21 protein-coding genes are annotated in these 22,099 nt (G+C 68.5%); 13 read left to right on the top strand and 8 right to left on the bottom strand.

What is annotated here, in order from left to right; all coding sequences use genetic code 11:
* From trmB to irrA, 11 genes are all read left to right on the top strand, one after another.
* A complete protein-coding gene (trmB, locus tag O7R11_RS05330) occupies positions 1–714 on the top strand; it encodes a tRNA (guanine(46)-N(7))-methyltransferase TrmB (protein WP_337996456.1) in 714 nt (237 codons plus the stop codon).
* A 326-nt stretch (positions 715–1,040) separates the two neighbouring features.
* Positions 1,041–1,535, top strand: a complete 495-nt coding sequence (gene rimP, locus O7R11_RS05325) for a ribosome maturation factor RimP (protein WP_337996455.1) — start codon at positions 1,041–1,043, stop codon at positions 1,533–1,535.
* A gap of 11 nt (positions 1,536–1,546) precedes the next feature.
* A complete protein-coding gene (gene nusA / locus O7R11_RS05320; protein ID WP_337996454.1) occupies positions 1,547–3,097 on the top strand; it encodes a transcription termination factor NusA in 1,551 nt (516 codons plus the stop codon).
* Entirely contained in the window at positions 3,081–3,707 is a 627-nt protein-coding gene (locus tag O7R11_RS05315; RefSeq protein ID WP_337996453.1) for an RNA-binding protein, read from the top strand. The genes nusA and O7R11_RS05315 overlap by 17 nt, the downstream gene beginning before the upstream one ends.
* Before the next feature lie 31 nt (positions 3,708–3,738).
* Positions 3,739–6,288, top strand: coding sequence for a translation initiation factor IF-2 (gene infB, locus O7R11_RS05310; protein WP_337996452.1), 2,550 nt, complete (start codon positions 3,739–3,741; stop codon positions 6,286–6,288).
* Between the two features lie 180 nt (positions 6,289–6,468).
* The gene (rbfA, locus tag O7R11_RS05305; RefSeq protein ID WP_337996451.1) at positions 6,469–6,861 is read left to right on the top strand and encodes a 30S ribosome-binding factor RbfA; all 393 of its coding nucleotides are present in this window, start codon (positions 6,469–6,471) and stop codon (positions 6,859–6,861) included.
* Entirely contained in the window at positions 6,854–7,831 is a 978-nt protein-coding gene (gene truB, locus O7R11_RS05300; protein ID WP_337996450.1) for a tRNA pseudouridine(55) synthase TruB, read from the top strand. The genes rbfA and truB overlap by 8 nt, the downstream gene beginning before the upstream one ends.
* Positions 7,794–8,063, top strand: coding sequence for a 30S ribosomal protein S15 (gene rpsO, locus O7R11_RS05295; protein WP_337996449.1), 270 nt, complete (start codon positions 7,794–7,796; stop codon positions 8,061–8,063). Before truB ends, rpsO begins: the two co-directional genes overlap by 38 nt.
* A gap of 194 nt (positions 8,064–8,257) precedes the next feature.
* On the top strand, positions 8,258–10,387 hold the full coding sequence (gene pnp, locus O7R11_RS05290) for a polyribonucleotide nucleotidyltransferase (protein ID WP_337996448.1): 2,130 nt from the start codon (positions 8,258–8,260) through the stop codon (positions 10,385–10,387).
* Positions 10,388–10,623: 236 nt separating this feature from the next.
* Positions 10,624–12,021, top strand: a complete 1,398-nt coding sequence (locus O7R11_RS05285; RefSeq protein ID WP_337996447.1) for an NAD(P)H-dependent flavin oxidoreductase — start codon at positions 10,624–10,626, stop codon at positions 12,019–12,021.
* A 184-nt stretch (positions 12,022–12,205) separates the two neighbouring features.
* Positions 12,206–12,625 (top strand): iron response transcriptional regulator IrrA, encoded by a 420-nt coding sequence (gene irrA, locus O7R11_RS05280; RefSeq protein WP_337996446.1) that lies wholly within the window; start codon positions 12,206–12,208, stop codon positions 12,623–12,625.
* 2 nt (positions 12,626–12,627) lie between these two features.
* Here the strand turns inward: irrA and O7R11_RS05275 are convergent, their stop codons facing one another.
* The gene (locus O7R11_RS05275; protein WP_337996445.1) at positions 12,628–13,149 is read right to left on the bottom strand and encodes an SH3 domain-containing protein; all 522 of its coding nucleotides are present in this window, start codon (positions 13,147–13,149) and stop codon (positions 12,628–12,630) included.
* Between the two features lie 122 nt (positions 13,150–13,271).
* On the opposite strand from O7R11_RS05275, the gene O7R11_RS05270 reads away from it, so the two are divergent.
* Together O7R11_RS05270 and O7R11_RS05265 are read left to right on the top strand one after the other, a co-directional pair.
* A complete protein-coding gene (locus O7R11_RS05270) occupies positions 13,272–14,249 on the top strand; it encodes a 2-hydroxyacid dehydrogenase (protein ID WP_337996444.1) in 978 nt (325 codons plus the stop codon).
* 27 nt (positions 14,250–14,276) lie between these two features.
* Positions 14,277–15,155, top strand: coding sequence for an EamA family transporter (locus O7R11_RS05265; protein ID WP_337996443.1), 879 nt, complete (start codon positions 14,277–14,279; stop codon positions 15,153–15,155).
* 201 nt (positions 15,156–15,356) lie between these two features.
* On the opposite strand, the gene O7R11_RS05260 is transcribed toward O7R11_RS05265, so the two are convergent.
* The 7 genes from O7R11_RS05260 to ubiB form a co-directional block, all read right to left on the bottom strand.
* Positions 15,357–16,118 (bottom strand): SDR family NAD(P)-dependent oxidoreductase, encoded by a 762-nt coding sequence (locus O7R11_RS05260; protein ID WP_337996442.1) that lies wholly within the window; start codon positions 16,116–16,118, stop codon positions 15,357–15,359.
* Positions 16,119–16,400: 282 nt separating this feature from the next.
* Positions 16,401–17,153: a HesA/MoeB/ThiF family protein gene (locus O7R11_RS05255; RefSeq protein ID WP_337996441.1), complete on the bottom strand. Its 753-nt coding sequence runs from the start codon at positions 17,151–17,153 to the stop codon at positions 16,401–16,403.
* A 206-nt stretch (positions 17,154–17,359) separates the two neighbouring features.
* On the bottom strand, positions 17,360–18,325 hold the full coding sequence (gene cysK / locus O7R11_RS05250; RefSeq protein WP_337996440.1) for a cysteine synthase A: 966 nt from the start codon (positions 18,323–18,325) through the stop codon (positions 17,360–17,362).
* Positions 18,326–18,335: 10 nt separating this feature from the next.
* Positions 18,336–18,791, bottom strand: a complete 456-nt coding sequence (locus O7R11_RS05245) for an RrF2 family transcriptional regulator (protein WP_337996439.1) — start codon at positions 18,789–18,791, stop codon at positions 18,336–18,338.
* Positions 18,792–18,810: 19 nt separating this feature from the next.
* Positions 18,811–19,278 (bottom strand): dUTP diphosphatase, encoded by a 468-nt coding sequence (gene dut, locus O7R11_RS05240; protein WP_337996438.1) that lies wholly within the window; start codon positions 19,276–19,278, stop codon positions 18,811–18,813.
* Entirely contained in the window at positions 19,275–20,474 is a 1,200-nt protein-coding gene (gene coaBC / locus O7R11_RS05235; RefSeq protein ID WP_337996437.1) for a bifunctional phosphopantothenoylcysteine decarboxylase/phosphopantothenate--cysteine ligase CoaBC, read from the bottom strand. The genes dut and coaBC overlap by 4 nt, the downstream gene beginning before the upstream one ends.
* An 82-nt stretch (positions 20,475–20,556) precedes the next feature.
* Entirely contained in the window at positions 20,557–22,095 is a 1,539-nt protein-coding gene (ubiB, locus tag O7R11_RS05230) for a 2-polyprenylphenol 6-hydroxylase (RefSeq protein WP_337996436.1), read from the bottom strand.
* Between the last annotated feature and the right edge of the window lie 4 nt (positions 22,096–22,099).

Genomic DNA, 22,099 nt, shown 5'->3' with positions numbered 1-22,099 from the left:
ATGGCCGCCCCCGACACCCCGCCGGATGCGCGGGGGCCGCAGTTCTTCGGCCGCCGCAAGGGCAAGGCCCTGCGGCCCGGCCGCGCCCGCCTGATGGAGACCCTCCTGCCGCGCCTCGCGGTGCCGCAGGAAGGCCCGCCGCTCGACCCGGCAGGCCTGTTCGCCCGCCCGGTTTCCGCCTTCTGGCTGGAAATCGGCTTCGGCGGCGGCGAGCACCTCGCCGGGCAGGCGGCGTCCCATCCGGAGACCGGCATCCTCGGCTGCGAGGTCTTCCTCAACGGCGTCGCCCGCCTGCTCTCGTTGATCGACGGCGCCCCGGCGGAGGAAACCGTGCGCATCTGCCACGGCGACGCCCGCGTCCTGATGCCGCGCCTGCCGGACGCCTGCCTCGACCGCGCCTTCGTCCTCTTCCCCGACCCGTGGCCGAAGCTCCGCCACGCCAAGCGCCGCTTCATCGGGCCGGACAACCTGCCGCACCTCGCCCGCCTCCTGAAGGACGGCGCGGAACTGCGCGTCGCCTCCGACGACATGACCTATATCCGCTGGGCGCTCGCCCACCTGATGAACTGCGCGGATTTCGCCTGGATGGCCGAAGGGCCGCAGGACTGGCTCGGCCGGCCCGCAGACTGGGTCCCCACCCGCTACGAACGAAAGGCCCTGAAACAGGGCCGCGCGCCCATCGTGCTGCGCTTTGTCCGCACGCCGAGGAAATGAAAAAACTTCGTGGAGGGACTCGGTCCCTCCACACCTTGTGTCTGGAAGCTGCGGTATATTGATGCGCCGCCGGTCGCTCGCCGCTTCGCGGCAAAAACAAGTCATGGGGAGCGCGAGGGGTCCAAGACCCCTCGCAACGTTTTGGTTTTTCCCCGGCTTCTCCCCAATCCCGAAATTCTTCTTTACACCGGCGGATGATCGTCTAGATTGAGGCCGACATTCTTATTGGAGCGGCCAGCGGGCGCCGATGGGGGTGGGCCGGTGGCCCACTTTTTTTGTTTTTGGGCGCAGGCGTTGGCTGGAACGGAGCGGGAAACCGGAAGACCATGGACATTGCGCGGCACGTGGCGGAGCTGATTCTGCCGTCCCTGGGCGACATGGGCTACGAGTTGGTGCGCGTACAGTTCACCGGAACGACGCGGCGCACCCTGCAGATCATGGCCGAGCGGACCGACCGTGGGGCGATGACGGTGGAAGATTGTGCGGAGATCAGCCGCGCCGCCTCTGCGCTTCTGGACGTGGACGACCCGATCGCCGGGCAGTACGTGCTGGAGGTGAGCTCGCCGGGGCTCGACCGGCCGCTCACCCGCGTCGAGGATTTCGCGCGTTTCGCCGGATTCGCGGCGAAGCTGGAAACGGTGATGCCGGTTTCCGGGCGCAAGCGGTTTTCCGGCCGCATCGTCGGGTTGAACGATGCGGGCGCGGTGGTTCTGGCGTCGGAGGAGAGCGGCGAGGTGATCGTGCCGTTTTCCAACGTCGCGCGGGCGAAACTGATGCTGACCGACGATCTGATCAAGGCAGCGGAAAAAGAGCAAGGTTAAGGATCGACAGGATGGAACGCACAGCGGCATTGCCACGGCCCGAATTGCTTCAGGTTGCGGATGCGGTCGCCCGCGACAAGGGGATCGACCGCGACGAGGTGATCGAGGCGATGGAATCGGCCATTCAGAAGGCCGGGCGGTCGAAATACGGCCATGACTACGACATCCGCGCCACCATCGACCGCAAGACCGGCGAGATCAAGCTCGCCCGTTACGTCGAGGTGGTGGAGGAAGTCGAGGACGAGAACGTTCAGATGGCCGCCGCCGACCCGCGCGCCCAGGCGGCGGGACTCGCCGTCGGCGACTTCCTGATCGATCCGCTGCCGCCCATCGACTTCGGCCGCATCGCCGCGCAGACCGCGAAGCAGGTGATCGTGCAGCGGGTGCGCGATGCGGAGCGTCTGCGCCAGTTCATGGAATTCCAGAACCGCGCGGGCGAGATCGTCAACGGCCTGGTGAAGCGCGTCGAGTTCGGCAACGTCTATGTGGATCTTGGCCGCGCCGAGGCCCTGCTGCGCCGCGACGAACTGATCCAGCGCGAGGCCTTCCGCGTCGGCGACCGGGTGCGCGCCTACATCATGGCGGTGCGGCAGGAGCCGCGCGGCCCGCAGATTTTCCTCTCGCGCACCCATCCGCAGTTCATGGCCAAGCTGTTCGCCCAGGAAGTGCCGGAGATCTACGACGGCATCATCGAAATCAAGTCGGTGGCGCGCGACCCCGGCTCCCGCGCCAAGATCGCGGTGGTCTCCAACGACTCCTCGATCGACCCGGTGGGCGCCTGCGTCGGCATGCGCGGTTCGCGCGTGCAGGCGGTGGTCGGCGAGTTGCAGGGCGAGAAGATCGACATCATCCAGTGGTCCCAGGACCCGGCGACCTTCATCGTCAACGCGCTGGCGCCGGCGGAAGTGACCAAGGTGGTGCTGGACGAAGAAACCAACCGCATCGAGGTGGTGGTGCCCGACGACCAGCTTTCGCTGGCGATCGGCCGCCGCGGCCAGAACGTGCGGCTGGCCTCGCAGCTCACCGGCTGGGACATCGACATCCTCACCGAGCAGGAGGAATCCGAGCGCCGTCAGGAAGAGGTGAAGTCCCGCTCGCAGATGTTCATCGATGCGCTGGACGTGGACGACGTGATCGCCCATCTGTTGGTCGCCGAGGGTTTCACCTCGGTGGAAGAGGTGGCTTTCGTCCCGGCGCAGGACCTGGGCGACATCGAGGGCTTCGACGACGAGATCGCGGTGGAACTGCAGAGCCGCGCCCAGGCCTATCTCGAGGACCGCGACCGCGCCGCCTCGGAACGCCGGGTGGAGCTCGGCGTCGCCGACGATCTGGCGGCGATCGAGGGCCTTTCCCCGGTGATGCTGGTGAAGCTGGGCGAAGCCGAGGTGAAGACCCTGGACGACCTCGCCGATCTCGCCAGCGACGAACTGATCGAGATCGTCGGCGCCGAGGAAATGACCGAGGACGAGGCCAACGCCGTGATCATGGCGGCGCGCGCCCACTGGTTCGCGGACGAGGAAGAGGACGCGGCGGAGCCGGAAGACGGTGAACCCAATCCCTGACATCGTCGAAGACGACGGGCCGCGGCGGCGCTGCCTGGTCTCGGGCGGGCCGCAAGCCGCCGAAGGACTGCTGCGCTTCGTCGTCGGGCCGGAGAACCAAGTGGTCCCCGACATCGAGGAACGGCTGCCGGGACGGGGTTTTTGGTTGAGTGCACGCCGGGATGTGGTAGAAACGGCGGTCAAGCGTAAGGCTTTTCACCGCGCTGCACGCCGCGAAGTGGCGGTGCCCGCCGACTTGGCCGCGCAAGTGGAGCGCCTGCTGCTGCGGCGGTGCCAGGAGTCCCTGGGGCTGGCGCGGCGGTCGGGGCGCGCGGTGTGCGGCTTCGACAAGGTCGCGGCGGCGCTGGGCGAGGGTCCGGGCCGCCTGATCACGGCAGCCGACGGCAGCGCGGACGGCAGCCGCAAGATCGCGCAGGCGGCGCGGCGTGCGGGGGCGAACCCCGCCCCGGTGGCCGCCGCGCTGAACGCCGAAGAGTTGGGTTTCCCATTCGCCCGCGACCGTGCGGTGCATGTCTGGGTGGCGGCGGGTCCGCTCGCGGAGCGGATCGCCCGGGATATGGCGCGGCTTGCGTCGTATCGCGGAATCGACAAGGTTGGTGCGCCGGATTAGGCGCTAAGAACGGCAGATATTCAGGATAGTGATGGCGGACGATACCACGGAAAACGATCGAAAGGCTCCCCTGACCCTGCGCAGCGGAACTCTGGAATTGAAGAAGACGGTTGAAAAAGGCCGTGTTCGCCAGAGCTTCTCGCATGGCCGGTCGAAAGAGGTGAAGGTCGAGGTCCGCCGCAAACGGACCATCGCCACAGGGACTAACGCCGGATTCGGCGCCATCGGCGACGACGGCGTGCTGACCAACCAGGAAAAGGCGCAGCGCCTGCGCGTCCTGCAGGAAGCCCGCCGCGCCGAGGAAGAAGCCAGGCGCGCCGCCGAGGAGGCCGCCCGCCTGGCCGCCGAGGAAGCCGCAAAGCAGGCCGCCGAGGAAGAGGCCGCCCGCCTGGCCGCCGAGGAAGAGGCCGCCCGCCTGGCCGCCGAGGAAGCCGCAAAGCAGGCCGCCGCCGAAGAGACCGCCAAGCCCGCCGCCGAACCGGAAAAGTCCCCGGTGGTGGTGGACCTGCCGCGCCCGGCCAAAGAGGTGGACGCCACCGGCCCCGCCGAGGTGCGCAAGCCCGCAAAGAAAGACGCCGGCAAGGACGAGGCGGACGACGACGAACGCGCCCGCCGCAAGGCCGCGGTGCGCCCCGGCGCGCCCGCCCCGGCCAAGGTTCCGGCCAAGAAGTCCGAGCCGCGCCGCCGCATGGGCAAGCTCACCATCACCGCCGCGCTCTCCGACGAAGACCGCGAGGAACGCGGCCGCAGCCTCTCGGCGGTGCGCCGCGCCCGCGAGAAGGAGCGCCTGAAGCAGCTCGCCATGGCGAAGAGCCAGGAAAAGGTGGTGCGCGAAGTGGTGGTGCCGGAAACCATCAGCGTGCAGGACCTCGCCAACCGCATGGCCGAACGCGGCGCCAACGTCATCAAGACGCTGATGAAGCTCGGCGTGATGGCCAACATCAACCAGATCATCGACGCCGACACCGCGCAGCTGGTGGTCGAGGAGTTCGGCCATTCCGTCAAGCGCGTCGCCGACTCCGACGTCGAGGACGGCCTCAAGGGCGCCCCGGATGCGGAAGGACTGCTGCAGCCGCGGCCGCCGGTGGTCACCGTGATGGGCCACGTCGATCACGGCAAGACCTCGCTCCTCGACGCCCTGCGCGCCACCGATGTGGCGGCGGGAGAGGCGGGCGGCATCACCCAGCACATCGGCGCCTATCAGGTGGAAATGTCCACCGGCGACCGCATCACCTTCATCGACACCCCCGGCCACGAGGCGTTCACCGCGATGCGCGCCCGCGGCGCGCAGGTCACCGACATCGTCGTCCTGGTGGTCGCCGCCGACGACGGCATCATGCCGCAGACCATCGAGGCGATCCGCCACGCCCGCGCCGCACAGGTGCCGATCATCGTCGCGATCAACAAGATGGACAAGCCGGGCGCCAACCCCGACCGGGTGCGCACCGAACTTCTCAGCCACGAAGTGGTGGTGGAAAGCCTGGGCGGCGACGTGCAGTGCGTCGAGGTCTCGGCGAAGAAGCACACCAATCTCGACGCCCTGCAGGAAGCGATTCTGATGCAGGCGGAAATTCTCGACCTCAAGGCCAACCCCAACCGCGAGGCGGAAGGCGTGGTGGTCGAGGCGCGCATGGAGGTCGGCCGCGGCTCGGTCGCCACCGTCCTGGTGCAGCGCGGCACGCTTCACGTCGGCGACATCTTCATCGGCGGCAAGGAGTGGGGCCGGGTGCGCGCGATGACCGACCATCGCGGCCAGAAGCTCGACGACGCCGGGCCGGGCGTGCCGGTGGAGGTCGTGGGCTTCCAGGGGACTCCGGGCGCGGGCGACGACTTCCTGGTCACCGGCAACGAACAGAAGGCCCGCGAAGTGGCGGACTACCGCCGCCGCAAGGACCGCGAGGCGATGCAGGTCAAGACCGCGCGCTCCTCGATGGAGGAGATGTTCGCCAAGATCCAGGCGGGCGAGGCCCAGGAGTTCCCGGTCGTCGTCAAGGCCGACGTGCAGGGCTCGGTGGAAGCCCTGATCGGCACCCTGGAAAAGATCGGCAACGACGACGTGCGGGTGCGGGTGCTGCACGCCGCGGTCGGCGCGATCAACGAATCCGACGTCACCCTGGCCAAGGCGTCCAACGCCCTGGTCATCGGCTTCAACGTCCGCGCCAACGCCCAGGCGCGCGATCTCGCGCGCCGCGACGGCGCGGAAATCCGCTACTACTCGATCATCTACGACGTGGCGGAAGAGATGAAGCGGGCGCTCTCGGGCATGCTGGCGCCGGAATTGAAGGAGCACTTCATCGGCTATGCGGAAATCCGCCAGGTGTTCAACATCACCAAGGTGGGCCGCGTCGCGGGCTGCATGATCACCGAAGGCGTGGTGCGGCGCGGCGCCAAGGTGCGCCTGCTGCGCGACAACGTGGTGATCCACGAGGGCGGGCTCGGCCAGCTCAAGCGCTTCAAGGACGACGCCAAGGAAGTCCGCGAAGGCTACGAGTGCGGCATGTCGTTCGAGAACTACAACGACATCCAGGTCGGCGACGTCATCGAGTGCTACGAAATCGAGGAAATCGCCGTCACCCTGTAAAACGGAAAAACTTCCCGGAGGGACCCGGTCCCTCCGGACCTCCCATAACTTGGTTTTTGCGCGAAGCGCGATAAACCATCACGCGGCGAAAAAAGTTATGGGGAGCGCGAGGGGTCCGAGACCCCTCGCAAAGTTTTGGTTTTACCGGCAACCCCCGCGACCGTTTTTGGGAGGCCCGAGATGATCCAAGCCCCATCGCAACGGCAGCTTCGCGTCGGCGAAGAGATCCGTCATCTGGTCGCCCAGGCTCTGGAGCGCGGCGAGCTGCACGATCCGGTGCTCGACGTGGTTCCGGTGACGATTTCCGAGGTGCGGGTGAGTCCCGACCTGCGGCACGCCACCGCCTTCGTCATGCCCTTGGGCGGCCTGCGCCTCGACGAGGTTCTGGCGGCGCTTTCGCGCAACGCCTGGATGTTCAACAAGCTGGTGGCGCGCGCGTTGCGCCTGCGCTACACGCCGACGCTCGCCTTCATCGCCGACGGGAGCTTCGACGAGGCCTCGCACATCGACGAGGTGCTGCGCCGCCCCGAAGTGGCGCGCGACCTCTCCCGCCCGGAAGAGGGCGATGCGTAAGCGCAAGGGGCGGCCGATCGACGGCTGGCTGGTTCTCGACAAGCCTTACGGCATGACCTCCACCGCGGCGCTCGGCGCGGCGCGGCGCGCCTTCGGCGCGGCCAAGGCGGGACATGGCGGCACGCTGGACCCCCTGGCCACCGGCATCCTGCCGATCGCCTTCGGCGAGGCGACGAAGACCGTGCCCTTCATCATGGACGGGCGCAAGGCCTACCGCTTCACCGTGCGCTTCGGCATCGCCACCGCCACCGACGACGCGGAAGGCGCGGCGACCGCCACCTCGGAGGTGCGCCCCGCGGCGGAGGAAATCCGCGCGGCGCTGCCGCGCTTCCGCGGCGTCATCTCCCAGGTGCCGCCGCGCTTCTCGGCGATCAAGGTGGCGGGCGAACGCGCCTACGACCTTGCGCGCGGCGGCGAGGAACCCGATCTCAAACCGCGGGAGGTCGTGGTGCACGCGCTCGACCTCGTGGAAATGCCCGATGCGGACCATGCGGTTTTCGCCGCGGAGTGCGGCAAAGGCACCTACATCCGCTCGATCGCGCGGGACCTTGCGGCCGCTCTCGGCACCGTCGGACACGTCGCGGCGCTGCGCCGCACGCGCTGCGGCCCTTTTTCCGAGGCCGAGGCGATTTCTCTGGATAAACTATTGCCCCTCGGGCATAGTGCGCCGTCCTTGGACCTCCTGCATTCCGTTTCGACCGCGCTGGACGACATCCCGGCCCTGGCCCTGACGGAAGAGGAGGCCCGCCACCTGGCGAACGGACAGGCTCTGCCGCTTCTGCCCTTGCTGAAGCGCTCGCCCTGTCCCGAAGCCGCCACGGCGCCCGTCGTACGGGCGATGTGCGGCGAGCGGGTGGTAGCGATCGCACGGATTGCCGACCACCGGTTGCAGCCCGTGCGCGTCATTCATACACATGAAGATGGAGATTCCGGTGTCGATCACGCAGGAACGCAAGCAGGAACTGATTAAGGAATACGCCACCGCCGAAGGCGACACCGGGTCGCCGGAAGTCCAGGTGGCGGTGTTGTCCGAGCGCATCAAGAATCTGACCGAACACCTCAAGGAGCATAAGAAGGATTTCCACTCCCGTCGTGGCCTTCTCATCATGGTGGGTCAGCGCCGCCGCCTTCTCGACTACGTGAAGAGCAAGGACGTGAAGCGGTACGAAGGCTTGGTCCAGCGGCTCGGACTCCGCCGTTAAGCCGATGCGGAACCGGTGGGACATCACGGATGTCCCGCCGGTTCGCCTTTCCCCGGTTGGGTTCCGAGGAAAAACGCACACGGCTGCGGATCATCATCCGGCCTCCCCGCGCAGGTGTTTTTGGTTTTCGAGGATGCGCCGCGCAAGGTGCCGCCTCGCGCAAGGAGCCGGGCAAAACCCGAAGGAAACGATGCATGTCTCTTTTCAATATCACCCGTAAGGAACTGCTCTGGGGCGGACGCAAGCTGGTTCTGGAAACCGGCAAGGTCGCGCGCCAAGCCGATGGGGCCGTGGTGGCCACCTATGGCGAAACGACGGTTCTTTGCACCGTGGTCGGCGCGAAGTCGGCCAAGCCGGGCCAGGACTTCTTCCCCCTGACCGTCAACTATCAGGAGAAGGCCTTCGCCGCGGGCAAGATCCCCGGAGGCTTCTTCAAGCGCGAGGGCCGTCCCTCGGAAGCCGAGACCCTGATCTCCCGCCTCATCGACCGTCCGATCCGTCCGCTCTTCGCCGACGGCTACAAGAACGAGACGCAGGTCATCTGCACCGTGCTGTCGCACGACATGGACAACCCGCCGGACGTCGTGGCGATGATCGGCGCCTCCGCGGCGCTGACCATCTCCGGCCTGCCGTTCCTCGGCCCGATCGCGTGCGCGCGCGTCGGCTACAAGGACGGCGCCTACATCCTCAACCCGACGATCGCCGAGATCGCCGAGTCCGAACTCGACCTCGTCGTCGCGGGCACCCGCGAGGGCGTGCTGATGGTGGAGAGCCAGGCCAGGCAGCTCACCGAAGAGATGATGCTGGGCGCCGTGACCTTCGGTCACGAGGCCTTCCAGCAGGTTCTCGATGCGATCGTTTCCCTGGCCGAGAACTGCGCCAAGGAGCCGCGCGACGTGCCGCCGGCCGCTCCGGAAGTTGCGGTGACCCGGGACAAGTTCGCCGCCGCCGGCGTCCGCGACAAGTTCGCCGCCGCCTACGGCATCAAGGCCAAGCTCGCGCGTCAGGACGCGGTCAAGGCCGTGCGCACCGAGGCCGCCGCCCTGTTGGACGAGACCACGGTGGACGCCGCCTCCGCCAAGGACATCTTCGAAGAGATGGAAGCCGAGGTGGTGCGCGGGGCGATTCTCGACACCGGGGTGCGCATCGACGGCCGCAAGAACGACCAGATCCGCCCGATCGAGGCGGAGGTCGGCGTGCTGCCGCGCGCCCACGGCTCCGCGCTGTTCACCCGCGGCGAGACCCAGGCGCTGGTGGTCACCACGCTCGGCACCGGCCAGGACGAGCAGATCGTCGATGCGCTGGAAGGCGAGCACCGCTCGACCTTCATGCTGCACTACAACTTCCCGCCCTACTCGGTGGGCGAGGCGGGCCGCATGGGCTCTCCGGGCCGCCGCGAAATCGGCCACGGCAAGCTCGCCTGGCGCGCGGTGAAGCCGCTTCTGCCTCTGGCGGAGGACTTCCCCTACACCATCCGCATCGTCTCGGAGATCACCGAGTCCAACGGCTCGTCCTCGATGGCCACGGTGTGCGGCGCGTCGCTGTCGCTGATGGATGCGGGCGTGCCGCTGCCGCGCCCGGTGGCGGGCATCGCCATGGGCCTGATCAAGGAAGGCGACCGCTTCGCGGTGCTCTCCGACATCATGGGCGACGAGGACCACCTGGGCGACATGGACTTCAAGGTGGCGGGCACCGAAGAGGGCATCACCTCGCTGCAGATGGACATCAAGATCACCTCGATCACCAAGGAGATCATGGGCATCGCGCTCAACCAGGCGCGCGCCGGCCGCCTGCACATCCTGGGCGAGATGGCCAAGGCCCTGACCAACGCGCGCTCCGAGGTTTCGGGCAACGCGCCGCGGATCACCACCTTCAGCATTCCGAAGGACAAGATCCGTGAAGTCATCGGCACCGGCGGCAAGGTGATCCGCGAGATCTGCGAGACCACCGGCGCCAAGATCGACATCGAGGACGACGGCACCATCCGCGTCGCCGCGGTCGATGCCGGGGCGCAGGAAGAGGCGATCCGCTGGATCAAGGGCATCGTCGCCGAGCCCGAGGTCGGCGCGATCTACACCGGCAAGGTGGTCAAGGTTCTGGAGTTCGGCGCCTTCGTCAACTTCATGGGCAGCCGCGACGGCCTGGTCCACGTTTCGGAAATGGCGCAGAAGCGCGTCAACCATCCGGACGACGTGGTCAAGGTGGGCGACTCCGTGAAGGTGAAGCTGATCGGCTTCGACGACCGCGGCAAGGTCAAGCTGTCGATGAAGGTGGTGGACCAGGAAACCGGCGAGGAAATTCCGCCGGCGCCCAAGGCCAACTGACCGCATCCGTTGCGTTTCCCCCCGCATCCGCGGGGGGAGGCGCGGCAGCCGGGGGGCCGGACCGGACCGGGGCGTTTGCATTTTCGTGACGCCTGGGTTAGAGGTTGCGGCATCGCCGTTCGGGGGAACGGGCGACACCCACGAGACAAGAGGGGACTGCACGCGGGCAAACGCGTGCGGCGTGACAACAACGGCGGGGAGCTTGCCCTTCGCCGGTGCGGGTGGAGAGCGATGGCGTGAAAGCCCTGCAGAAGCTTTGGATCTCCGGAAAGGACGTGTGGCCCTTGGTCGAGGGCGGCAAAGGGATCGGCGTGTCTACCGGCGCGAGCGCCGGAGCGTGGGCCGCGGCCGGCGGCGTCGGCACGTTTTCCGGCGTCAACGCGGACTTCTACGATGAGAACGGCCGCCTGATCCCGATGATCTATACCGGCAAAACGCGCGGCGAACGCCACGAGGAGCTGATCGCCTTCGGCATCCGGGGCGGCACCGCCCAGGCGCGCATCGCCAACGACATCTCCGGCGGCGCGGGCCGCATCCACATGAACGTGATGTGGGAGATGGGCGGCTGCGAGCGCATCCTCGAAGGCATTCTCACCCAGGCCAGGGGCCTGGTGCACGGCGTCACCTGCGGCGCGGGCATGCCCTACCGCCTCGCCGAGATCGCGGCGAAGTACGGCGTCTACTACTACCCCATCGTCTCCTCGGCGCGCGCCTTCCGCGCGCTGTGGAAGCGCGCCTACCACAAGAGCAAGGAATGGCTGGGCGGCGTGGTCTACGAGGACCCGTGGCTGGCGGGCGGGCACAACGGCCTGTCCAACAACGAGAACCCGCGCTCGCCGGAAGCGCCTTATCCGCGCGTCGTCGATCTGCGCCGCGAGATGAACGCCGCCGGGCTCACCGACACCCCGGTGGTGATGGCGGGCGGCGTGTGGTCGGTCTCCGACTTCGCCGACTGGATCGGCAACCCGGAGATCGGGCCCGTCGCCTTCCAGTTCGGCACGCGGCCGCTGCTCACCCGGGAAAGCCCGATCTCCGACGAGTGGAAGACCCGCCTGCTGGAGCTCAACCCGGGCGACGTGCTCTTGCACCGCTTCAGCCCCACCGGCTTCTATTCGTCGGCGGTGCGCAACGCCTTCCTCAACGATCTGGTCGCCCGTTCGGAGCGCCAGGTGGACTTCCGCGCCGCGGCGGAGGGGGAGTTCACCGCGGAACTCGCCTTCGGGCGGCGCGGCCGTTCGGTGTTCCTCAAGCCCGAGGACAAGCCGAAGGCCGAGGCGTGGATCGCCGAAGGCGACACCGAACCGCTGAAGACCCCGGACGAAACCCTGGTCTTCGTCACGCCGGAGACGTCGCGCCGCATCCTCAAGGAGCAGACCGACTGCATGGGCTGCCTTTCGGCGTGCAACTTCTCCAACTGGTCGCAGAACGAGGAGGGCACCACCGGCCGCCGCGCCGATCCGCGTTCCTTCTGCATCCAGAAGACGCTGCAAAGCATCGCGCACACCGGCGACATCGAGCACGAGCTGATGTTCGCCGGGCACAACGTGTTCCGCTTCAAAAGCGATCCGTTCTACCGCAACGGCTTCGTGCCGACGGTTAAGGAACTGGTAGAGCACCTGCTGAAAGGCGGTTGAGCCGCAAGGCTACCGCCGCGTCCTTTACTCAAGAGTCGTTTTAAGAAGCCGACAAACCATAGGTGTTTGTCGGCTTCTTAGTTGCATTTGTATCCGCAATTTGAAATACATTGAGGAGGGAAAAAACAATATTGCGGCAAACGGCCCGCAAGGGGGGGACCGGCCTCGGCCGGTAAATTTGCGCATGTTCAATCGCACACGACCGTTCTCACACGTTCTCGAGCAGCTCCGCTCGGTCAACCTGCGCCCGACGCGGCAGCGTCTGGCGCTCGCCAAGCTTCTGTTCGAAAAGCCAGACCGCCACATCACCGCCGAGACCCTGCACAAGGAAGCCGCGGCGGAAGGCGCGCGGGTTTCTCTCGCCACCGTCTACAACACCCTGCACCAGTTCACCGGGGCGGGCCTGTTGCGGGAAATCGTGGTGGATACCGGCTGTTCGTACTTCGACACCAACACCACCGAGCACCACCACTACTACCACGAGTCCTCCGGCATGCTGGAAGACGTGCCCGGCGACCACCTGCGGGTCACCGGCGCGCCGATGGTTCCCGATGGCACGGTGATCAAACGCATCGATGTGGTGATCCGCCTGGCGGACGCCTGAGGCTACTTCACCGTCTCGCCGCGGTAGACGCCCCAGAAGGCGGCGCGCGGCAGCCAACCGGCATACCCCCCGGCCTCGACGCGGCAGAACGCCGAGCCCTCCGGACACGAAAGCAGGCGGCCGATGACGCCGCCCTCCAACTGTGCGACCGCCGGGCTTTCCGGCCCGGCGGACGCGCGCAGCGGCGTCATCGGGCCGATGATGCGGATCGCCCGCGCGCCGGACAGCATGCTGCGGTGCACCCAGCCCTCGGTGCCCTCCCAGTCGCGGACCTTCCGCCAGTGGTCGAACTCCTGGATGATCTCCACCGGCAGGTCGCGTTGCAGGTACACCCACTCGATGGGATAGCGCACGCCGGGGCCGGAGCGCAGGTTCACCTGCGTCGCGCGCAGCGAGGCGAAACGCGGCAGCCGCAGACCGGTTTCCCCGTTGGGGTCGGCCGCGGCGGCGGTTCCGGCGCACACGCCCACCACGAGGACGGCGGCAACGGCGCGCATCACGGCACGCAAAAACGGACGGCGCATCGGCTCTCGGCCTCTCTCCAGCGGATCGGGTGCCACCATAGCGTCAAGCCCCCCCCGGCTCAACCCCTGGACAAGAGTCTCCGGGATTGGTAAGTCTCGCCAAGCCCGCGGGAGGAACATCCATGAAAAAGCCGATCGTCATCGTCACCCGCCGCCTGCCCGAAGTCGTCGAAACCCGCATGAAGGAACTCTTCGACGTGCGGCTCAACACCGACGACCACCGCATGAGCGCGGCGGAACTGGCGCAAGCGGTGGCGGAAGCCGACGTCCTGGTCCCCACCGTCACCGACGTCATCGACCGCGCCATCCTCGAATCCGCCACGCCCCACTTCAAGCTGATCGCCAACTTCGGCTCGGGCACCGACCACATCGACGTCGCCTTCGCGCAGAGCCGCGGCATCACCGTCACCAACACCCCCGACGTGCTCACCGAGGACACCGCCGAAATGACCATGGCGCTGCTGCTCTCGGTGCCGCGCCGCCTGATCGAGGGCGACCGCCTGGTGCGCGCCGGCAAGTGGGAGGGCTGGGGCCCCACCACCATGCTCGGCAGCCGCGTCTCCGGCAAGCGCCTGGGCATCATCGGCATGGGCCGCATCGGCCAGGCGGTGGCGGAACGCGCGCGCGGCTTCGGCATGTCCATCCACTACCACAACCGCCGCCGCCTCCACCCCTCGGTCGAGGACGCGCTGGAAGCCACCTACTGGGACGAACTGGACCAGATGCTGCCGCGCATGGACGTGATCTCCATCCACTGCCCCGGCACGCCGCAGACCCACCACCTGCTCAACCGCCGCCGCCTCGAGCTGATGCGCCCGACCTCGTACCTGGTCAACACCGCGCGCGGCTCGGTGATCGACGAGGACGCGCTGCTCGAACTCCTCGCCACGCGGCGCATCGCCGGCGCGGCGCTCGACGTGTTCCAGAACGAACCGGCGGTGGACCCGCGCTTCGTCGCCCTCGACAATGTGGTGCTGATGCCCCACCTCGGCGCCGCCACCTTCGAGGCGCGGCACGAAATGGGCCAGAAGGTGCTGATCGACATCAAGACCTTCGTAGACGGCCACCGCCCGCCCGACCGCGTTCTGCCCAACCTGTAGGATGGAGGCGCCGCCGCGCCGTAGCCGATGACGAGCGTACCCGCCTCCCCCACCCACGTGCCGATGGCGACGCTCGCCATCGTCGGCTCGCTGTTCTCGCAGAACCTCGTCGCCGCCTTCGCCAAAACCCTCTTCCCCCTGGTCGGCGTGGAAGGCATGGTGGCGCTGCGCGTCGGCATCTCCGCCCTCCTCCTCGCGGCGATGTGGCGGCCCTGGCGCAACGCCGCGGCGGCGTGGCGGCACCGCGTCAACCTCCTCGCCTACGGCCTCTCCCTCGGGGTGATGAACCTCCTCATCTACAAGGCGTTCGCCCTCATCCCGATCGGCATCGGCGTCGCCATCGAGGTGGCGGGGCCGCTCTTCGTGGTGCTGATCTCCTCGCGCAAACCGCTCGATTTCGTCTGGCTCGCGCTCGCCGTCCTCGGCCTCTCCCTGCTGCTGCCGCTGCACCAGGCCAACCGCGGCCTCGACTGGCGCGGGCTCGCCTATGCGGGCGGCGCGGGACTCTGCTGGGCGCTCTACATCCTCTCCGGCAAACGCATCTCCGGCATCCTCGCCGGAGGACAGGCGGTCGCCATCGGCATGGCCGTCTCCGCCGCCTGCATGGTGCCGCTCGGCCTGCACACCGCGGGCGCGGCGCTGCTGGAACCCTCCACCCTCGCCCTCGGCGCGGTCATCGCCCTCTTCTCCAGCACCCTGCCCTACTCGCTGGAAATGATGGCCCTGCGCTTCCTGCCGCGCTTCGTCTTCGGCATCCTGGTCAGCACCGCGCCCGCCGTCGCCGCGTTCTCCGGCTTCGTCGTCCTCGGCGAACGGCTCACCGGCCCGCAGTGGCTCGCCATCGCCTGCATGGTCGCCGCCTCCGCCGGCAGCGCCGCCATCGCCGCCCGCCCGGCGCGGGCGTAGCCCCCAAAAAAACAAGGCCAGGGGCGCTGCCCCTGGACCCCGCCGGGGACTCGGTCCCCGGACCCCATAACTGGTTTTTCGCCGCGTAGCGGCAATCAACCGTCACGCCGCATGACGGCTCTATCCCGCTTCGCGGAAAAACAAGTTATGGGAGGCCCGGAGGGTCCGCGACCCTCCGGAAAGTTTTGGTTTTTTCGCCCCTCACTCCGCGTCGCGGGTAATGCCGAGGGCCTGCCAGGCCTGGGTGGTGGGCATGACTTCCAGGCTGTTGATATTCACGTGCTTGGGCAGGGAGGCGACCCAGAAGATCGTCTCGGCGATATCTTCCGGGGTCAGCGGGTGCGCGCCCTTGTAGATCGAGGCGGCCTTTTTCTCGTCGCCGTGGAAGCGCACCAAGGAAAACTCGCTCTCCGCCATGCCCGGCTCGATGGAGGTGACGCGCACCCCGGTGCCCGCCAGGTCGCAGCGCAGGTTGTAGCTGAACTGGCGGACGAAGGCCTTGGTCGCGCCATAGACGTTGCCGCCCGGATACGGCCAGCGCGCCGCGACGGAGGCGAGGTTGACCACCGTACCGCCGCCCACTTCGATCAGCGTCGGCAGGAGGGCGCGGGTGCAGTAGGTGAGGCCCTTGACGTTGGTGTCGATCATGCGGTCCCAGTCGTCGAGGTCGCTCGTCTGCGCGGGGTTGAGGCCCTGCGCCAGACCGGCGTTGTTGACCAGGGTGTGGACGCGGGAAAACGGCTCCGGCAACGCGGCGACGGCGGCGAGCACCGCGGCGCGGTCGCGCACGTCCAGTTGGATGGTGTGCACCGCGCACTGGGCGGAAAGCTCCGCCTTCAGCGCCTCCAGGCGCTCGGCCCTGCGGCCGGTGAGCACCAGGCTCCACCCGGCGGCGGCGAACTTGCGCGCGCACGCCGCGCCGAACCCGGCGGTCGCGCCGGTGATGAATACCGTGTTGGGCATGGATATCTCCATTCTGCTTTTTGCGCGTGGGGGCGCGGGGAGGGAATCCGATAAATATGCATACAACCGCCCGGAAACACAAACCGCACCGCCAAAAAACAAAAACTTTGCGGGGAGACGCCGTCTCCCCGCACCCCTCATAACCTCTTGTTTTTGCGCGTAGCGCCATAAGCCTGCAGCGCTTGCCATGAGCGGCATTTTCTGCCGCTGCGCGGCGAAAAAGTTAGGGGGTCAAGGGGCCTCCCGGCCCCTTGCGGGTCCGGGCAGAATCCGGCCTGGTTTTTACCGACCACCGCACGCCGGGCAGGCGGGGTCGCGCGGCAGGCGGACGCGGCGCGCGGTTCCGGCGAGGCCGTCGAAGACCTGGAGGAAGCCTTGCGCGTCGTCGCCGAGGCCGAGGATGAGCTTGAGCACCGCCAGCGCCTGCGCCGCGCCGACCATGCCCGCCACCGCGCCGAGGATGCCGATCTCTTCGCAGGCGCGGCCGTCGCGCGGCGGCGGCGCCGGGTTGAAGCAGCGGAAGCACGGCCCGCCGTGCGCCGGGTCGAACACCGCAAGCTGGCCGGAGAATCCCTGCACCGCGGCGGAGACCAGGGGCTTGCCCTCGGCGAGGCAGGCGTCGCCGAGGGCGAAGCGGCTGCCGAAGTTGTCGCAGCAGTCCACCGCCACGTCGCAGGCCGCCACCAGTTCCGCCGCGTTGGCGGCGGAAACGCGCAGGGCCAGGGCCTCCACCGCCGCATCCGGGTTGAGCGCGGCCAGCCGCGCGGCGGCGCAGGCGGCCTTGGGCCGGCCCACATCCGCGGTCTCGTAGAGCACCTGGCGCTGCAAATTGGACAGCGTCACCGCGTCGTCGTCGGCGATGACGATGCGCCCCACCCCCGCCGCCGCGAGATAGAGCAGCACCGGCGCGCCGAGGCCGCCCGCACCCACCACCAGAACCCGCGCGGCCAAAAGCGCTTCCTGCCCCGCGCCGGAAACCTCCGGCAGCAGAATCTGCCGCGCGTACCGCATGTTCTGGCCGGACGTCAAAGCCATGGCGGGCTCCCTTGCCGAAAAACCAGGCCAGGGGCGCTGCCCCTGGACCCCGCTGGGGACTCGGTCCCCAGACCCCATAAGTTTTCCGCCGCGAAGCGGCTATCGATTGTCGCGCCGCGTGATGGCTCTATCGCGCCACGCGCAAAAACCAAAGCTTAGGGGAGGTGCGGAGGGACCGAGTCCCTCCGCGAAGTTTTATTTTTCCCTCACAGGCCGTCGAACAGCGCGGTGGAGAGGTAGCGTTCGGCGAACGAGGGGATGATCACGACGATTTTCTTGCCTGCGTTTTCCGGGCGTTTGCCGAGTTCGATGGCGGCGGCGAGCGCCGCGCCGGAGGAGATGCCGACCGGCGCGCCTTCGCTGCGCGCGGCGGCGCGCGCGGTGGCCAGCGCGGTGGCGGTGGCGATCTGCACCACTTCGTCGATCAGCGAGGCATCGAGGACTTCGGGGACGAAGCCCGCGCCGATGCCCTGGATGCCGTGCGCGCCGGGCGCGCCGCCGGAGAGCACGGGGCTGTCCTCCGGCTCCACCGCGACGATGCGGACGCCGGGTTTCTTTTCCTTCAGCGCCGCGCCGATGCCGGTCAGCGTGCCGCCGGTGCCGACCCCGGCGACGAGGATATCCACCTCGCCCGCGGTATCGGCCCAGATTTCCTCCGCCGTGGTGGCGCGGTGCGCCGCCGGATTGGCGGGGTTGGCGAACTGCTGGAGGATTTTCGCCTTGGGAAGCTCCTTGGCGAGTTCCTCGGCGCGGGCGATGGCGCCCTTCATTCCCTTGGCGGCGGGGGTGAGTTCGAGGCGCGCGCCGAGCAGGGCGAGCATCTTGCGGCGTTCCGCCGACATGCTTTCCGGCATGGTGAGGACGAGCTGGTAGCCCTTGGCGGCGCAGACGAAGGCGAGCGCGATGCCGGTGTTGCCGGAGGTCGGCTCGATGAGGACGGTGTCCTTGTCGATTTCGCCGCGGGATTCGGCGTCGGCGATCATCGCCAGGCCGATGCGGTCCTTGACCGAGGCGAGGGGGTTGAAGAATTCGAGTTTGGCGAGAATTTCCGCACCGACGCCGTTTTCGGCGGCGAGGCGGGAGAAGCGCACCAAGGGCGTCGCGCCGATGGTGGCGAGCACGTCGTCGTAGATGCGGCCGCGGAAGGCGGCGGAGGGCGGAGGCTGGGTCATGGCGGCTCCTTCAGATTTCGTAGCTCAGGCGTTCGCGGGCGGTGCAGGGCACGCCTTGTTCGCTGGCGCTCTGGCACAGGGCATCGATGCTGAGTTCGTCGAGGCGGGCCATCAGGGAGGCCTGGAGGTCCCCCCACATCGGTTGGATCACCTTGGCGCCGATTTCGGAATTCGGCAGGTCGGCCCCGGGGGAGGCGGCGGCCTCTCCCGCCTGGACGACGCGCACGATGTCGCCCACGGAAATGCGGCGGCGCTCCCGCGCCAGGCGGTAGCCGCCGCGCGGCCCGCGCACGCCGATAAGGATATTGGCGCGCACCAGGGCCTGGAGGGTCTGTTCCAGGTAGCGCCGGGGGATTCCCTGGCGTGCGGTGATCTCGCTGCTTTGCACCGGTTCGCCGCCGGCGTTGTAGGCGATGTCGAGCACCGCCTCGATGGCGAACAGGGTTTTCTTCGACGGGTTGAGCATCTCCGCACCTCCGCCGGAACTATTTGGCGCCAGTGGAGCCGAAACCCCCTGCGCCCCGCCCGGTTTCGGAAAGCGCAGTGCCCATGGACTGCCAGACGATGCGCGACAGCGGCGCCACCACCATCTGGGCGATGCGCTCGCCGGGGGCGATGGTGAAGGACTCCTGCCCCAGATTGATCAGGATCACGCCGATCTCGCCGCGGTAGTCGGCATCGATGGTGCCCGGCGCGTTGAGCACCGTCACCCCGTGTTTGAGCGCAAGGCCGGAGCGCGGCCGCACCTGAGCCTCGTAGCCCGGCGGCAGGGCGATGGCGATGCCGGTGGGCACCAGGGCGCGCTCGCCCGGCGCAAGGGTTCTGGGCTCGGCCAGCGCGGCGAGCAGGTCCACCCCCGCCGCGCCCGGCGTCTGGTATTTCGGCAGGGCCAGGTCCTCGCCGTGCGGCAGGCGCTGCACGGGGACGGCGACGGGAACGGTGACGATACTCATGACAATGCCTCGGCGATACGGTCGGCAAGACGCTGCGCCACCGCCCGCTTGTCGAGGACGGGCCAGGGTTCGCAGGCGTCGGCGGTGATCAGGTGGACGCGGTTGGTCTCGCCGCCGAAGGTGCCCGCGGCGGCGGAGACGTCGTTGGCGAGAATCCAGTCGCAGCCCTTGCGGGCGCGTTTTTCGCGGGCGTGCTCGATCAGGTTTTCGGTCTCGGCGGCGAAGCCGACGACAAGGCCGGGCCGCGCCGCGCCGGGCGCGGCGAGGGTGGCGAGGATGTCCGGATTGGGGATGAGTTCGATCGCGGGCGGCGGCGCGCCGGGGGATTTTTTCATCTTCTGCCCGGCGGGGGCCTTGACCCCCCAGTCGGCGACGGCGGCGGCGCACACCGCGGCGGCGGCGGGCAGCGCCGCCTGGCAGGCGGCGAGCATTTCGCGCGCGGTCTCGATGCGCACCACATCGACGCCCTCGGGATCGGGCAGCGCGGTGGGGCCGCTGACCAGGGTGACGCGCGCGCCGAGCGCGGCGAGCGCCGCGGCGATGGCGTGGCCCTGCTTGCCGGAGGAACGGTTGGCGATGATGCGCACCGGGTCGATCGGCTCCACCGTGGGGCCGCTGGTGACGACGATGTGCCTGCCGGAAAGCGGGCGGCGCGGGTTGAGCACCGCGTCGATGGCGGCCATGATCTCCGGCGCCTCGGCCATGCGGCCGGGACCGAACTCGTTGCACGCCATCGCGCCGTCGTTGGGGCCGACGACGTGGATGCCGCGGGATTTCAAGGTGGCGAGATTGGCTTGCGTCGCGGCGTGCAGCCACATCCGCAGGTTCATCGCGGGCGCGATCAGCACCGGCTTGTCGGTGGCGAGCAGAAGCGTGGTGGCGAGCTGGTCGGCCAGGCCCGCGGCCATCTTGGCCATGACGTCGGCGGTGGCGGGGGCGACGACGAGGATGTCGGACTGGCGGGAGAGCTCGATGTGGCTCATCTCGCTCTCGTCCTTCAGCGAGAACTGGTCGGTATAGACCGGCCCCTGGGAAAGCGCGGCGACGGAGAGCGGCGTGACGAATTCCTTGGCGTTCTCGGTGAGGCAGCAACGCACGCTTGCGCCCTGTTCGCGCAGGCGGCGGATCAGGTCCAGGCATTTATAGGCGGAGATGCCGCCCGCGATGATGAGGAAAACCTTTTTTCCAGTCAGCATGTGTTCAATCCCGGGGATGCCCGCCCTCTTTTGTGGATAATCGACGCCGGGCGGGAAGTAAAGGGGGCCGGACGGAGAAGTTTCACCGCCGCGCCACCAGCAGCGCGAACAGGGCGACGATCAGCGCCCAGGGCAGCCAGGTCTGCACCGCCGAGGTCCTGCGCCGGGTGAGCAGCGCCTTGAGGGTGTCGGGGTGGAGCTTGAGTCCGTCGTCGGTGAACTGGGTGGAGATGCGCTCGGCGCGCTCGATCAAGCGCGGCAGGGTGGCGGCGGCGGAAAGCGTCTCCTCCAGGGTGCGGCGCAGGCGCGCCGGGGCGGAGACGTTCTCGGCCATCCACGCCTCGACCAGCGGGCGGGCGAGCTCCCAGAAGTTGACGTCCGGGCAGAGGCTGCGGCCCACGCCCTCGGCGGTGAGCATGGTCTTCTGCAGGATCAGGAGCTGCGGCTGGACCTCCATGCCGAAGGTCTCGGTCACCTTGAACAGCTGGGAGAGCAGGCGGGCGAGCGAAATTTCCGAGGCGGGCTTGTCGAAGATCGGTTCGGCGATGGAGCGGCAGGCCTGGGCGAACAGCTCGACCGAGCGGTCCTGCGGCACGTAGCCCGCCTCGAAGTGCATCTCCGCGGCGCGGTGGTAATCCCGCCGGAGGAAGGCGAGCAGCATCTCGCCGAGATAGCGGCGCGTCGGCGCGTCGATGCGGCCCATGATGCCGAAGTCCACGGCGATGATCTCGCCCGCCGCGCCGACGAAGAGATTGCCGGGGTGCATGTCGCCGTGAAAGAAGCCGTCGGAGAAGACCATCGTGAAGAAGGCGCGGGCGGCGCGCTCGGCGATCACCTTCGGGTCGAACCCGGCGGCGGCGATGCGGCCGCGCTCGTCGATCGGGATGCCCTCGATCCACGCGGTGGTGAGCACGCTCTTGCCGGTGAGCGCCCAGATCACCTCGGGCACGCGGAAGGTCTCGTCCTCGATGAAGTTCTCGCCGAGTTCCGAGGCGGCGGCGGCCTCGAAGCGCAGGTCCATCTCCATGGCGACGGTGCGTTCGAAGGTCTCGACGCTGTCCACCGGGCGCAGGCGGCGCAGCGAGGGCTGGGCGCGCTCGGCGATCTCGGCGAGCCAGAACAGCAGATCGATGTCGCGGTCGAAGGCGGCCTCGACGCCGGGGCGGATCACCTTCACCGCCACGGTGCGGCCGTCCTTGGTCACCGCGCGGTGCACCTGCGCCACCGAGGCGGCGGCGACCGGGGTTTCGGCGAATTCGGAAAAGAGGTCGGGAATCGGCGCGCCCAGCTCCTCGGCGACGATCGCCCGCACTTCGGCGAAGGGGAACGGCGCGAGGCGGTCCTGCAGCGCCGAGAGATCGTCGGCCACCTCGTCGCCCACCAGGTCGGCGCGGGTGGACAGCGCCTGCCCGAACTTGATGAAGCTGGGGCCGAGGTCCACCAGCGCTCGGGCGAGGCGCTCGCCCGGGCGGCCCGGGGCGCTGCGGCTGGACAGCAGGCGGACGATCCCCGCGATGTGGCGGGTGACCGGCAGGCGGTCGAGCAGGAAGAGCGCGTCGTGGCGCGCCAGAACCCGCGCGATGGTGATGAGACGGGAGGTGTTGCGCAGGGTCCGCAGCATGGTG

This window comes from Oleispirillum naphthae (assembly GCA_027864655.1).
Taxonomy (GTDB): Bacteria; Pseudomonadota; Alphaproteobacteria; order Rhodospirillales; family Rhodospirillaceae; genus Oleispirillum; species Oleispirillum naphthae.
Note: the sequence above shows the minus strand (reverse complement) of the source record. Positions and strands in the feature narration are given on the sequence as shown.

What these genes read in the sequence shown, in the direction of transcription:
- rbfA (WP_337996451.1), top strand. Translation starts at nt 6,469, where the DNA reads ATGATCCAAGCCCCATCGCAACGGCAGCTTCGCGTCGGCGAAGAGATC.
- O7R11_RS05265 (WP_337996443.1), top strand. Translation starts at nt 14,277, where the DNA reads ATGACGAGCGTACCCGCCTCCCCCACCCACGTGCCGATGGCGACGCTC.
- irrA (WP_337996446.1), top strand. Translation starts at nt 12,206, where the DNA reads ATGTTCAATCGCACACGACCGTTCTCACACGTTCTCGAGCAGCTCCGC.
- O7R11_RS05270 (WP_337996444.1), top strand. Translation starts at nt 13,272, where the DNA reads ATGAAAAAGCCGATCGTCATCGTCACCCGCCGCCTGCCCGAAGTCGTC.
- coaBC (WP_337996437.1), bottom strand. Translation starts at nt 20,474, where the DNA reads ATGCTGACTGGAAAAAAGGTTTTCCTCATCATCGCGGGCGGCATCTCC.
- pnp (WP_337996448.1), top strand. Translation starts at nt 8,258, where the DNA reads ATGTCTCTTTTCAATATCACCCGTAAGGAACTGCTCTGGGGCGGACGC.
- cysK (WP_337996440.1), bottom strand. Translation starts at nt 18,325, where the DNA reads ATGACCCAGCCTCCGCCCTCCGCCGCCTTCCGCGGCCGCATCTACGAC.
- O7R11_RS05260 (WP_337996442.1), bottom strand. Translation starts at nt 16,118, where the DNA reads ATGCCCAACACGGTATTCATCACCGGCGCGACCGCCGGGTTCGGCGCG.
- O7R11_RS05255 (WP_337996441.1), bottom strand. Translation starts at nt 17,153, where the DNA reads ATGGCTTTGACGTCCGGCCAGAACATGCGGTACGCGCGGCAGATTCTG.
- infB (WP_337996452.1), top strand. Translation starts at nt 3,739, where the DNA reads ATGGCGGACGATACCACGGAAAACGATCGAAAGGCTCCCCTGACCCTG.
- trmB (WP_337996456.1), top strand. Translation starts at nt 1, where the DNA reads ATGGCCGCCCCCGACACCCCGCCGGATGCGCGGGGGCCGCAGTTCTTC.
- O7R11_RS05245 (WP_337996439.1), bottom strand. Translation starts at nt 18,791, where the DNA reads ATGCTCAACCCGTCGAAGAAAACCCTGTTCGCCATCGAGGCGGTGCTC.
- truB (WP_337996450.1), top strand. Translation starts at nt 6,854, where the DNA reads ATGCGTAAGCGCAAGGGGCGGCCGATCGACGGCTGGCTGGTTCTCGAC.
- O7R11_RS05275 (WP_337996445.1), bottom strand. Translation starts at nt 13,149, where the DNA reads ATGCGCCGTCCGTTTTTGCGTGCCGTGATGCGCGCCGTTGCCGCCGTC.
- rimP (WP_337996455.1), top strand. Translation starts at nt 1,041, where the DNA reads ATGGACATTGCGCGGCACGTGGCGGAGCTGATTCTGCCGTCCCTGGGC.
- nusA (WP_337996454.1), top strand. Translation starts at nt 1,547, where the DNA reads ATGGAACGCACAGCGGCATTGCCACGGCCCGAATTGCTTCAGGTTGCG.
- ubiB (WP_337996436.1), bottom strand. Translation starts at nt 22,095, where the DNA reads ATGCTGCGGACCCTGCGCAACACCTCCCGTCTCATCACCATCGCGCGG.
- dut (WP_337996438.1), bottom strand. Translation starts at nt 19,278, where the DNA reads ATGAGTATCGTCACCGTTCCCGTCGCCGTCCCCGTGCAGCGCCTGCCG.